12 protein-coding genes are annotated in these 12610 nt (G+C 65.3%); 4 read left to right on the top strand and 8 right to left on the bottom strand.

Going from position 1 to position 12610, the window contains the following annotated elements; all coding sequences use genetic code 11:
* The first annotated feature begins 86 nt into the window (after nucleotides 1–86).
* Nucleotides 87–1037 (top strand): LysR family transcriptional regulator, encoded by a 951-nt coding sequence (locus AB870_RS13890; RefSeq protein WP_047905161.1) that lies wholly within the window; start codon nucleotides 87–89, stop codon nucleotides 1035–1037.
* Nucleotides 1038–1294: 257 nt separating this feature from the next.
* Complete coding sequence (gene folE, locus AB870_RS13885; protein ID WP_047905160.1) at nucleotides 1295–1861, top strand: GTP cyclohydrolase I FolE; 567 nt, start codon at nucleotides 1295–1297, stop codon at nucleotides 1859–1861.
* Nucleotides 1862–1905: 44 nt separating this feature from the next.
* On the opposite strand, the gene AB870_RS13880 is transcribed toward folE, so the two are convergent.
* The 6 genes from AB870_RS13880 to AB870_RS26380 form a co-directional block, all read right to left on the bottom strand.
* Nucleotides 1906–2478 carry a YbhB/YbcL family Raf kinase inhibitor-like protein gene (locus tag AB870_RS13880; protein WP_157112325.1) on the bottom strand — a complete coding sequence of 191 codons (573 nt, stop codon included), beginning with the start codon at nucleotides 2476–2478 and terminating at the stop codon, nucleotides 1906–1908.
* Between the two features lie 176 nt (nucleotides 2479–2654).
* Nucleotides 2655–3653 (bottom strand): cytochrome d ubiquinol oxidase subunit II, encoded by a 999-nt coding sequence (gene cydB / locus AB870_RS13875; protein WP_047905159.1) that lies wholly within the window; start codon nucleotides 3651–3653, stop codon nucleotides 2655–2657.
* Nucleotides 3644–5005 (bottom strand): cytochrome ubiquinol oxidase subunit I, encoded by a 1362-nt coding sequence (locus tag AB870_RS13870; RefSeq protein ID WP_047905158.1) that lies wholly within the window; start codon nucleotides 5003–5005, stop codon nucleotides 3644–3646. The genes cydB and AB870_RS13870 overlap by 10 nt, the downstream gene beginning before the upstream one ends.
* A 247-nt stretch (nucleotides 5006–5252) precedes the next feature.
* Nucleotides 5253–5924, bottom strand: coding sequence for a DUF1345 domain-containing protein (locus tag AB870_RS13865; RefSeq protein WP_047905157.1), 672 nt, complete (start codon nucleotides 5922–5924; stop codon nucleotides 5253–5255).
* Between the two features lie 108 nt (nucleotides 5925–6032).
* Nucleotides 6033–7850 (bottom strand): CPBP family glutamic-type intramembrane protease, encoded by a 1818-nt coding sequence (locus AB870_RS13860; RefSeq protein WP_157112324.1) that lies wholly within the window; start codon nucleotides 7848–7850, stop codon nucleotides 6033–6035.
* A gap of 204 nt (nucleotides 7851–8054) precedes the next feature.
* A complete protein-coding gene (locus AB870_RS26380; RefSeq protein WP_157112323.1) occupies nucleotides 8055–8207 on the bottom strand; it encodes a hypothetical protein in 153 nt (50 codons plus the stop codon).
* A 223-nt stretch (nucleotides 8208–8430) separates the two neighbouring features.
* Here AB870_RS26380 and AB870_RS13855 point away from each other — a divergent pair, with 223 nt between their 5' ends.
* On the top strand, nucleotides 8431–9819 hold the full coding sequence (locus AB870_RS13855) for an MFS transporter (RefSeq protein ID WP_047905156.1): 1389 nt from the start codon (nucleotides 8431–8433) through the stop codon (nucleotides 9817–9819).
* A gap of 93 nt (nucleotides 9820–9912) precedes the next feature.
* Nucleotides 9913–10839: a LysR substrate-binding domain-containing protein gene (locus tag AB870_RS13850; protein ID WP_047905155.1), complete on the top strand. Its 927-nt coding sequence runs from the start codon at nucleotides 9913–9915 to the stop codon at nucleotides 10837–10839.
* Here AB870_RS13850 and AB870_RS13845 read toward each other — a convergent pair.
* The gene (locus AB870_RS13845; protein WP_047908198.1) at nucleotides 10823–11623 is read right to left on the bottom strand and encodes a class II aldolase/adducin family protein; all 801 of its coding nucleotides are present in this window, start codon (nucleotides 11621–11623) and stop codon (nucleotides 10823–10825) included. The genes AB870_RS13850 and AB870_RS13845 overlap by 17 nt on opposite strands.
* Nucleotides 11624–11769: 146 nt before the next feature.
* A complete protein-coding gene (locus AB870_RS13840) occupies nucleotides 11770–12594 on the bottom strand; it encodes an isocitrate lyase/PEP mutase family protein (RefSeq protein WP_047905154.1) in 825 nt (274 codons plus the stop codon).
* Between the last annotated feature and the right edge of the window lie 16 nt (nucleotides 12595–12610).

Below are 12610 nucleotides of genomic sequence, written 5' to 3'. Positions count from 1 at the left end.
GGCGTGGATTCGGTGTAAATTCTATCCATCGATAAAAGTAATAAGAAACGAATAATTCGAGACCTCAGCAACGAAATTTTCGATAAATGATCCGCTACCTGAAAACCTTCGTCACGGCTGCCGAAACCGCCTCGTTCTCCGCGGCGGGTGCGCGTCTGGGCCTCACACAGTCAGCCGTGAGTGCGCAGATCCAGCGCCTGGAAGACGACCTGGGCGTTCAGTTGTTCGAACGTACGGGACGCGCCGTGTCCTTGTCCGACGACGGACGCCGTCTGCTCGCCCAGGCGCAGGGTGTCATCGCGGACTATCACGCGATGCGTGGCGAAGCCGGCGCGTCCGGTCAGCAGGCGGCGCTCGCCCCCATTCACGTCGGCGCGATCCTGACCGTTCAGCTGGGCTTGCTGCCGGGGGCCATACGGCGATGGACCGCGCTCGGGGCGATGCCGCATCTGAACATCGTGCCGGGCATGTCGGTGCAGTTGCTCGCGCAACTCGACGCCAGGGAACTCGATCTGGCCGTCATGATTCGTCCGCGTATCGGGGTGCCTGCCGACATGAAATGGCTCCCCCTCATGCACGAACCTTACGTCGCAATCGCCCCGAAGGGCACGCGCGGCGAGGTGCCCGACTGGGCGGCGGCGCTGCCGTTCGTGCGTTACAACCGGCGTTCGTACGGCGGCGATCTCGTCGAACGGTATCTGCGTCGGCACCGGATTTGGGTACGCGAGGGCGTGGAACTGGACGAACCGGAAGTCATCCTGCGCATGGTGCGCGCGGGGCTCGGGTGGTCCATCGTGCCGGCCACGCTCATTGGCTTGCCGGTGGACGCGAAGGCGTCATCGTCCCAAGCACCCAAAGCACCCAAAGCACCCAAAGTCTCAAGAGCGCGCAGCGCCATCGATGTCCAGCTGCTGCCGCTGGCAGGCGCGCCGCTCACACGTGAGCTTGGCGTGCTGGTGCGTCAATCGGCGCTCAAGCGCGCGGCGGTGAACACGTTGATGAAGTGCCTGGCGAACGAAGCCGGCTCGCGCGCGTGACGCGTGACGCGCGACGTGAGGCGCCCGGCGCGCGTGCGTCGGCATGAGCATCGCGTGCGTGTGCGCCGCCGGTAACGGCAAGAGTGCGCATGCGACGGCGTGTGGTGTCCGAACACGAGCGTTGCCGTTGCTCACGCCGGGCGGCGTCATGCGGTCAGTGAGAGTCTCTGCTATTGTGCGCACATGTCCGGCGGTGCGGGGATGCGCGAGTACCAGCGGCGCAGCGCTGCGGACCCATGCAAGGGAGCTTGATTGATATGTCTCACGACACGTTCGACGAAAACGACTGGAAGCGATTCCTGAAACACATCGGCGAAGATCCGAACCGCCCCGGCCTGCACGAGACGCCGGCGCGGGTACAAAAAGCGTGGCGTCAATGGACGGCAGGTTACGAACAGGATCCGGCCGAAGTCCTCAAGGTGTTCGAGGACGGCGCGGAACAATACAACGAACTGATTGTGGTGCGCGGCATTCCCGTCTACAGCCATTGCGAGCATCATCTCGCACCATTCTTCGGCAAGGCAACCATCGGCTATCTGCCCAACGGCAAGATCGTCGGCCTGTCGAAGCTCACACGTCTGGTCGATTGCTTCGCGCGACGCTTGCAGGTGCAGGAGCGCCTCACGACGCAGGTCGCCGAAGCCCTGATGACGCACCTGCAACCGAAGGCGGTCGGTGTGGTGGTGTCGTGCCGTCACATGTGCATGGAAAGCCGTGGCATTCGCACGGCGGGCGAAGAGACGGTGACGTCTGCGATGCTCGGCGAATTGCAGCCCAATCTCGCATTGCGCACGGAGTTCCTTGCGCTGGCACGGGACAAGTGATCGCAGGGCATACGACCGTAGTGGCGGCTGTGGCCCTGGCGTCTCTAGCGGCCGTAGCGCGCCACGATCGTCGAACCGTTCAGCGTGTGTCCCGCGAGGGCGACGGCGAGGCCTGCGGCGTCGAGTCCCGGTGGCAAGCGCCCCGGGTCGAGGTCGGTGGCTGTCACCGTGATGACGTAATGATGCGGCGTGTCGCCGACCGGCGGGCAGGCGCCACGGTAGGCGGCCGCTCCGCTGACGTTCTTGCCGACCGTGATTTGATCGCCGGACTTGTCGCCCGCGCCTGCGGGCAGCGAAAGCACCGATGCCGGGATGTTGTAGGCAATCCAGTGCACGACACCGCCGCCCTTCGCGCCGTCCGGATCGGTCATCTTGATGACGACGCTGCGCGTGGCCTGCGGCAGGTTCTTCCATTCGAGGGGCGGGCTGGTGTTGGTCCCGCCGCAGTCGCCCGCACCGGCGTGAATCGCCGGCAGCAGAGCGTTGTCGGCGAATGCGCTGGACGAAACGCTCATGCCTTGCGCATGCGCCACAGCGGCCAACCCGGTGAAGAGCGTCATGGCAACGGCCGCTGCGCCTCCCATGCGTTTCACGTCCGGATATGAAAGCCGATTCATAAGCTGCCTCCTATCTGGCAGTGGCAATGATGAGTTTGAATGGTAGTGCAAGCAGGGCCGTACCTGCCACACCGGCACACCAGAGCGTGACGAACCATCCCCAGCGTATCAACGTTTGCCGCCACGGCGCGCGCGAAGCGCACGGGCGTTGCCGGCGCACGCCCGGGCGTACGGGATCAGTGATAGTGCGCATCGTGCGTCACCTTGCCGCGAAAGACCCAGTAAGCCAGCATCGTGTAGGCGAGAATCACGGGAATGATGAAGGCCGCGCCCCACATCGTGAACGACAGACTGGAGTGCGGAGCCGCCGCGTCCCACAGCGTGATGCCCGGCAGAATCGCATACGGATATGCGCTGACGAGCAGGCCGCTGTAGCCCAGAAACACGAGGCCGATGGCGAGCCAGAAGGGCGTGGCGTCGTGCGCGCGCTGCAATACGCGGCGCATTGCGAACGTCGCGCCGGCCACGGCGAACGGCACCGGCAGACAGCGCCAGAACCAGGCGTCGTCGAACCAGCGCTCGGCCACGAGCGGCAATCGCAGCGGCGTCCACAGCGACACGACACCCATTGTGGCGACGAGCGCCATCGTGAGCGGCCACGCGAGCACGCGCAAACGGCGTTGCAGATCGCCTTCGGTCTTGCCGATCAGCCAGCAGGCACCGAGCAGTGCGTACGTCACCAGCAGGCCCAGCCCCGTGAAGAGATTGAACGCCGTGATCCAGGCGAACGCGTCGCCGGCGAACTGTCCGTTCTCGACCGGAATGCCGGAGAGATAAGCGCCGAGCGCCACGCCCTGAAAGAACGTTGCACCGGCCGATCCGCCGATGAAGGCGAGATCCCACCATTGGCGCGTGCGGCGCGACTTGCCGCGAATCTCGAACGCCACGCCGCGGAAGATCAGACACACGAGCATGAGCACGAGCGGCAGGTACAGCGCGGACAGCAGCACCGAATAGACCATCGGGAAGGCGGCGAGCAGGCCCGCGCCACCGAGCACGAGCCACGTCTCGTTGCCGTCCCAGACCGGCGCGACGGAGTTCATCATCGTGTCGCGTTCATGCGCGTGCGGGAAGAACGGAAAGAGAATGCCGATGCCGAGGTCGAAGCCGTCGAGCACCACGTAGAGAAACAGGCCGAGCGCGATGATGGCGGCCCAGGCTAAGGTCAGATCCATGAGAACTCTCTCTTTGATGGGTTAGGCACCTCCGGCAGCCCCGGTCCGCCGCGAAGCATCTTCAGCAGGTAATAGACGCCGGTTCCGAACACGAGAAAGTACGCGAGCACGAGCACCAGCAGCGAGACCTGCACCTGCTGCGCGCTGACAGGCGACATCGCGTTGGCGGTGCGCATTACGCCGTACACCACCCACGGCTGCCGCCCTGCTTCGGTGGTCACCCAGCCGGCAAGCAGCGCGATGAAACCGGTCGGCGAGAGGGCCAGTACGATGCGCGCGAACTTGCGCGAGGTGAACAGCGTGCCCCGGCGGCGCAGCCACAGAGCCGCGAGCGCCACACCGATCATCGCCAGACCGAGGCCGACCATGATGCGAAAACTCCAGAACACCAGCGGCACGTTGGGGCGCTCGTCCTTGGGGAATTCCTTCAGGCCGCGCACTTCACCGTCCCAGCTGTGCGTGAGGATCAGGCTGCCCAGATGCGGCACCTCGATTGCGTAGCGCGTGGTCTCGGCGTCCATGTCGGGCCAGCCGAACAGATTGAGCGGCGTGCCGCCGGTCTTCGTCTCCCACAGTCCTTCCATGGCGGCGAGCTTCGCCGGTTGATGTTCGCGGGTATTCAGTCCGTGCAGGTCGCCCACGAATGCCTGAAGCGGCGCGAAGATCAGCAGCAGCCACATCGCCATCGAGAACATCGTTCTGACTGCCGGGTCGCGACGGCCACGCAGCAGATGCCAGGCCCCGGTGCCCGCGACGACGAGGGCGGCAACCACGAAGGCCGCGATACTCATGTGGGCGAGCCGATACGGGAAGGAGGGATTGAAGATCACATCCCGCCAGGACTGCACGACCACGCGCCCGTCGACGATCTCGTAGCCCTGCGGCGTTTGCATCCAGCTATTGGACGCGAGAATCCAGAACGTCGAAATCAGTGTGCCGATGGCCACGCACAGCGTTGCGGCGAAGTGCGCCCGGGGACTCACGCGGTTCCAGCCGAACAGCATGATGCCGAGGAAACCCGCCTCCAGAAAGAAGGCCGTCATGACCTCGTAAGTTAGCAGTGGCCCTGTGACCGCGCCGGCGAAGCTGGAGAAGCCCGACCAGTTCGTGCCGAACTGATAGGCCATCACCACGCCGGAGACCACACCCATGCCGAAGCACACCGCGAAGGCCTTCGACCAGAAGCGGCACAGGTCGAGATAGTGTTGCTGGCGTGTCTTGAGCCAGAGCGCTTCGAGCACGGCGATGAAACTCGCCAGACCGATGGAGACGGCGGGGAAAACGATATGAAACGAGACCGTGAACGCGAATTGCAGGCGCGCGAGGTCGAGAGCTTCCGGAACGGCAGTCATGATGCACTCTATGTATGCAATTTAACCCTGTCTTGTATGGTGATAATCAAGGGATTTCACCATTCTTTTGCATGCATATTAGACATTGTTGCGACGCAGCACGCGTGACAAGTCGTCACATGTGGCGCATTGACGCGGCCTCAGGCACCGGGTGGTCATGCGGTAATTGTATGTTTCTAAATGGATTTATGTCCGCAGGCCGTGCGACGTCGTGTCGCGGTGTCCACGCGCAGGGAGACCGCCGGCCTCAACTGAGCAATCCGGCGCCGATATTGATCGACAGGCCGAGCACGGCCAGGTTGAAGAAGAACGAGAGAATGGCCTGTGCGAGCGCCGTGCGCCGCATGCGGCGCGACTTCAGTGCGATGTCCGCGGTTTGCGAAGCGACGGCGATGGTAAAGGAGAAGTACAGGAAGTCCCAGTAATCCGGATCGCAGTCGCGGTCCGGCCATGCCAGCGCGTAGGGCGATTCGGTATCGGTGAAGTAGAGCCGGGCGTAGTGGAGCGTGTAGATCGTCGGCACGAGAAGCCAGCCGGCGATGAGCGTCGCAGCGGCGAACAGCACATGTTCCGGCGCGTGTGTCGATCCACCGGCCTTTGCGCTCGCCAGAATATGAACGATGGCGGCCACGCTCGAAATGGCCGACAGACTGACGACCGACAGCACGATGACGGCGCTCTGGTCCTCCTGCTCGGCGAAGCGCTCGATGCTTCGCTTGGGCGCCGTGACCATCATGAGCCAGATCATCGCGAGATACGACCACGCGCCTGCGTTCCAGCCGATCAATACGCGGGTGACGAGGGTGAACTCGCCGTTCACGAAGACCTGCACGAACCACCCCGCGAGCACGCCGATCACAACGGCGATGAGCAGTCGTGGGTGGAAGCGGATCAGATGCGGGAAAAGCTTGGCGTTCATGGGCAAATTCCGGACGGGGCAGGGCAACAGGTGAGCCGATTATCGCTCACGCTGCCCCGTCCGGCCGTCCCGCCGTCCCGCCGTGACCTCCGGCATTTCGCCGTGCGGCTAACGAGACAGCACCATGGTCACGAAAATGGCGTTGTTGATCGCATGGATGACGATAGGCACCGCCAGCCCGTGAGTCTTCCTTGCGAGCCAGCCGGTCGTCGCGCCGAACACCACGAAAAAGAGGAAATGCCGGGCGTCGAAATGCACCGACGCAAAGATCACGGCCTGCCAGAGGTTCGCGGCGGCGAAGCTCATATGCCGGGTTAGCCCGCCCAGCAGGCAGCCCCGGAAAACGAACTCCTCGACGATGGGGACCGCCACCGCGACCATCAGCAAGGCGAACCACGGGCCACCCAGCTGCTTTGCCCCGTGCACTAGGATTTCGTTCCACAGCGGGCTGTCGGCCGCGCCCGGCGTGGCGTGCCGCGCCACTACCCAGGCACTGAGCGCCGCAATCGTCAGCAACAAGCCGGGCCAGAGGAACCAGCGGACTTTCCATTCGCCGTAGCCGGGCCACTGTCTCCATCCGAACTTCCGGACGGTGCCCGAGAGCAACAGCGAGACGATGCCGAGCGTGACGACGTGCGCGATGGCGAGCCTCGACGGCAACTCCTGCAAATCCGGCGTCGCGCCGGGGCGTGCCGGAACGATCTGTCCGATCATGAACACCGGAATCGCCCAGGTGGCGAGACAGAACACGGCCAGCCCGTACCAGGCGTGGCGCAGGCCGATGCCCTCGAAAACGGCGAGCGTCGGGCGGGCCTTGCGAGCGCGCACCGTGCCCACATAGTGCACGGGAAACATCAGCAGGCCGGGCAGCAGTGCGATGGACAAACCGGCAAGGAGCAACGTGAGCATCAGCACCGCGAAGGCGGGATGCATGGCCGCACGCGGATCGATGGTCAGAAGCACGGCGTACGATTGCGCGAGCGGCCAGCGGTTGTTCGTCTCGTGTTCCAGCGAGGACCGGATCGCGCTCGCCGCCGCATTGCCGTCGCCGGCGGCGAGCGCCACCGTGAGGCGCAGCGCGCGGCTTTGCGCGCTCTCCGGCGCGTCCGGTTTGATCTCCGGGAGGGCGCGTAGCGCACCCGCGGCGTCGCCCGCCTGGAGCAAGGCGCGCGCGCTCGTATACGGATCGATCTTCAGTCCTGCCTTTTGCATGCGCAGCAGCAGATCGCGCGCCGTGGTGCCGGGCAGGACGTCGTGCGCTGTGTTGATGCGAGCGTTGGCCAGCCAGGGCAGTTTCGGCACCGGGGCGTCCATCAACAGTTGCCTCGCCCGCGCTTTCTCGCCCGTCGCGGCGAGATGGCGAACGGCGAGCAGCAGCACGGGCGTGTCGGGCGACAGTTCCGCGGCCTGCACGGCATGCTTGCCCGCATTGCGTTTGTCCTGCGTGGCCTCGTAGGCGTTGGCGAGTGCGGCGTGAAGACGGGCGCGATCCGGCCGTGCCCAGTGCGCCGCCTTGGGTTCGAGCGCCGAGCCTTGCTCGATGGCCGCCTTGCCGTAGGTGCTTTGCAGCACGTAGAGCGCCACCTCGGGGAGGTCGCCGAATTTGTCTTTCAGCGCGTGCTGACACGCGCCCAGATCCGCTTGCGCCTGCTCGGTCCAATGCAGATCCTCCGACCACGAGTAATTCTGCATGAACTGGCAGCGCGCGAGCGCCAGCGTCGCGTCGCCCGGATGCACGCGTATCGCGGTGTCGAAGGTCGCCACGATTTCGCGATACTTGGCAAGTGATGCGGCGTCGACCTGCGCCGTCAGGGCTTCCTGACTGAGTCGCGGATTGGCGGGCGTTGCGGTCGGGGAGGCGAAGCTGGAGGCGATGGGCAGCAAGCCGAGCACGGCTGCCATCAGACAAAGACGAATGCGATACACGCGAGATTTCCCGGAATGTTGTTGTCGCCGAGCGCCGTCGTTCGTGCCGGCAGCCGGCCTGTCTGGCTTAACGGCCGGATCTTGCACGAACTGTAGTCCGCCGGACTATCGGGAAACGTCGCCCCTTCTGGAGCAAGTCCTCGATAGTCGCCGTGCGGGACTGCACCCGCGCGGGGGCCAGGCGCGTCGCCACTGCGGCGCACGCTAATGGTGCGCCGCCGCATCGCGATGCGGCATTGTGCCCGTTGCCATGCCATGCAGCACGCCATCGCTGCCGACGCCGCCGTTGCCGGTGCGGCCTTTCGGGACCACCCCCCCGTTCGCCGCACTTCCCGCGAAGCCCCGCGGTGCGGACATTCGTCGCATTTCTCCCCGGGCATGCCGCCCGCCTGGCACGTCAATTGCTTACGCTTGCATAAGGCCAACGGCGGCCGAGTGAAGACAAGCGAATTTTATGCACCGCATGCAGGGCCCCGCGAAAGCGGGGATTTCGGGGCAACGGCGTCCCGAAGCCAAAGGTCTGTCGTCAGACCGCGGCTTCGGGACGCTTTTTTTTCGGCATACGAACACGAGGGTATCCATGAGCTCGCTCACGCAATCGTTGAAAAGTGGCAACTGGCGCGCGCTGGTTGCGTGTTTTCTCTACTTCGACACCGGCTTTACCGTCTGGGTGATGCTCGGCCCTCTGGCCCCGTTCATCGGCAAGGACATTGCGATGACGCCCGCGCAGACCGGGTTCCTCGTGGCGGTGCCAGTGCTTGGCGCGGCGATCCTGCGCGTCACGCTGGGCAATCTCTATCAGGCCTTCGATGGCCGCAAGATCGCCCTCATGGGGCTCGCACTGTCGGCCGTTCCGTCGGTCGTGTTGTTGCTCATGCCGGGCACGCCGTCGTACACGCTGCTGCTCGTGCTGGGCGTGTTTCTCGGTGTGGGCGGCGCCAGCTTCGCGGTTGCGCTGCCGATGGCCGGCAGCAACTATCCCCCCAAGGTGCAGGGACTGGTGCTCGGGCTCGCCGCTGCGGGCAATGTCGGCGCCGTGCTCGACGGTTTCATGTTCCCGGGGCTGGCCGAGCACTACGGCTGGGCGCGTGCGGCCGGTGCGGCGTTGCCATTGCTTGCCCTGAGCGCACTCGCACTGGTGTTCTGGGCCAAGGATCAGGGCGTGAAGTCGGGCAACGCACCGCGTGCGTTCTCGAGCTTCTTCGTCACGGTGTTCGGTCTCGTTGCGCTCGTGCTGTGCGTGCATGCGGGCGCCTTCGGCGAGGGCAAGGCGGGTGTGTTGCTGCTGCCGGTGCTGGGCGCACTGCTCGCCATCGCCGTGCTGCCGCGCCACTATCGCGGTGTCCTCGGCGAGCGCGACACGTGGGTCATCATGCTGGTCTACAGCATTACGTTCGGCGGCTTCGTGGGGATGTCGTCGTATGTGACCACGCTCCTGATTTCGCTCTACGGCATGCCGCGTCTCGAAGCGGGACTGTTCATGTCGCTGCTCGCGTTTCTCGGCGCGCTGGTGCGCCCGGTCGGCGGACTGATTGCCGATCGCATCTCCGGGGTGCGCGCACTCGTGCTGCTGCTGGCCGCCATCTCCATCATCGACTTCGTCTTCGCGGCATGGATGCCGCCGCAAGGGGCCGGCATCGTGCTGCTCGTGCTGGTCTATCTGTGCTTCGGTCTGGGCAACGGGGCCACGTTCCAGCTGGTGCCGCAACGCTGGCAAGGCAAGACGGGGCTGATGTCGGGCATCGTCGGCGCAGCGGGCGGCATCGGCGGCTTCTATCTGCCGGTCATCATGGGGATGGCCAAGGAATCGACGGGCAGCTATCAGATGGGCTTCGCCACTTTCGGCGCGCTGGCCGCGCTCGCGTTCCTGCTGGTCGTGGCACTGCGCACGCGCTGGATGTCGTGGGCACTGCCCAAGGAAGTGCCGGGCGGCGTGGTGCTCGCCGGTGGCGTGGCGCACGTCGAGTAAGCGCTTCGCTTCGCGCGCCGGGCGCGCCGCTTTGTGTCGGCGTGATGCATCGCATAGACTGTCGGGCAACATCGTTTTCCCGCGGGAGCCATCATGCGTCTGGGCGTGCCCAGCCTCTCGGCGTTGCAGGCCTTCGAGGCCAGCGCGCGCCATCAGAACTTCGCCACTGCCGCGCAGGAGCTCGCGCTCACGCATGGCGCGGTCTGCAAGCGGGTCGGGGAGTTGGAGAAGCATCTGGGCGTGGCGCTGTTCGAGCGCGTCAGGCAGCGTCTGGTGCTTACCCCCGCAGGGGCCGAATACGCCAAGCGCATTCGCGTGCATCTCGACCAGATCCGGCGCGACACGCTGGACGTCGTGCGGCACGGGCACGAGACCGAACTGGAAATCGCCGTCGGCGTTACGTTCGCGGCGCAATGGCTCATCCCGCGGCTGGACGATTTCTACGCCAGCATACGAGACGTCCGCCTGCACATTCTCGGGCGCGATCAGCCTGTTTTTTTCGACGACTGCGCATTCGACGCCGCGATCTACTTCAGCACACGGTTGTGGCCCGGCATGCCCGGCACCGCGCTCGTTACCGACGATTCGCTCTTGCTCGTCGCGTCGCCGCAGCTGGTTGCGAGCCAGACGTCGCATGCCTGGATGACACTCGAACAGATCGCCGCGCAATCGTGGATCTGTCCGCGCGACCTGCCGCGAGTGTGGGACGACTGGTTCGCTTCGCAAGGCCTGACATCCCCCCTGGAGATCAGGCCGCTGCGCAGCGCACAGCGTTACGACATGTTCATCATGGCCATCAATGCCACGCTCGCCGGGCTGGGCGTGGCGCTGCTCCCGCGTGTGCTGATCGAGCGCGAACTGGCCAGCGGCGCGTTGGTGCAAGCCCATCCGCATACGCTCGCCAATCCACAAACCATCTACTTCTCGTATCCGGCGCAGCGTCGGGACTGGGAGCCGTTGCGCCAGTTCGGCGCCTGGTTGCGCGGCGCCGTCGATACCTATCTCAGCGCACGCACGTGAGCGAGGGGCACTCGCGCAGTACCTGTTCGTAGAGCCCCTGATAGCCGAACCACACCACGTAGTCCGATCCCAGCAGACGGAACACTTCGCGCGCTTCGGCGTCGCAGAGCACCTCCAGCGGGCCGGCCGCTTCGGCGAGCAGCTGAACCTGGGCGCATCGCTCCATCGCGAGGAAGCGATAGGCGGCAGCGTCGACCGAGGAGCCGACGCACAGCAGGCCGTGGTTGAGCAGTATGGCCGCACGCTTGTGACCCATCGTCCGGGCGATGCGACGCCCTTCTTCAGCCCCCAGCACAAGCACGTCGCCGCGAAACAGCACGTGATCTTCGAAGAACAGACAGGCTTCCTGATTGATGGGCGCGAGTGCCCGGGCGCGCGCGGAGAAGGCGCGCCCATGTGTGGTGTGCGTGTGTGCGGCCGCCGTCACATGGGGCAGGGTGGCGTGAATACCGGCGTGGATCGCCATGGCGGCGGCGTTGACCGGCCCGTCGCCATGATGCAGTCCGCCCGCTTCGTCGACCAGAATCAGGTCATCGGGATGAATCGACGAGAAGTGCTGCGCGTAGCGATTCACCCAGAAGCGATCGTGAAACTCGGGATCGCGTACCGTGATATGACCGGCAATGCCTTCGGCGAGGCCGAAGCGGGCGAAGATGCGAAACGCCACGGCAAGGCGCAGCTTCCGGTCGGCGCGTTCGTCTTCGACGTTATCGAACACCCGGGGCTTGGGCAGTGGCGCGCCGAGCGGCGTGGGAATGGCAAAGGTGTCGTGCAGGGAATTCATGGAGCGCTCCATCGTGGACAGACGCCGGACTCATCGTTCGCGAAGCCCGCCAGGCAGGCTGTGCGACGCGGTACGCCGGCGTGATCGAGTGTGAGCGCATTGTCGTCGCGCGGTGGCGGCAACGTCTATCGACGAAAAGTCAACGGTCATTCACCTTGCCGGAACAGCGCGTTGAGCGTAGCCCCGCTGGCTGCTCCGTCAAAGCCGTCGAAGCGGCCCTGCGCCAGCGCCTGGACCGCATGCATGAAGCCCCCCCATGCCGAACGGGCCAGTGCGCCGCCCACGCTCACGCGGCGCACACCGAGGTCGGCGAGTGTCTGCAAGGTAAAGGGCGAGGTGGCGCCGATCAGCACGTTGACCGGCTTCGGCGAGACGGCCGAGACCACCGCGCATATCTGGTCGGTCGACTGGATACCCGGCGCGTAAAGGCAGTCCGCCCCGGCTTCGGCGTACGCTTGCAGGCGCTTGATCGTGTCGTCGAGATCGGGCACGCCGGCGAAGAAATTCTCGGCCCGACCCACGAGCAACGTGTCGCCGCCGGTCTCGTCGATGGCGCGGCGCGCGGCCTTCAGGCGAGCGACCGCTTCGTCGATGGGGAAGAGCGGCTCGTTGTCGTCGCCCGTGGCGTCTTCGATGGACAGGCCGGCCACACCGGTCGCCACCGCCATTTTCACGCTTTGGGCCACCTCGCCGGGCGTGCTGCCGAAGCCGCTCTCGAAGTCGGCGTTCACGGGCAGGTCGGTCGCCTCGACCAGGGTGCGCAAGTGGGCGAGGACCGTGTCACGCGTCACACCGTTGTCGGGGCGTCCCGTCGACCAGGCGAAACCGGAACTGGTGGAGGCAATGGCCTGAAAGCCGGCATGTTCGAGATATTTGGCGCTGCCTGCGTCCCACGGGTTGGGGATCACAAAGCAGCCGGCAAGATGGAGTTCGCGAAACGCGGCGCGTTTTTCGGCGGTACTGCGTGGCATGGTGTGTCTCCTGAGG

The sequence above is a fragment of the Pandoraea faecigallinarum genome (genome assembly GCF_001029105.3).
GTDB lineage: Bacteria > Pseudomonadota > Gammaproteobacteria > Burkholderiales > Burkholderiaceae > Pandoraea > Pandoraea faecigallinarum.
Note: the sequence above shows the minus strand (reverse complement) of the source record. Positions and strands in the feature narration are given on the sequence as shown.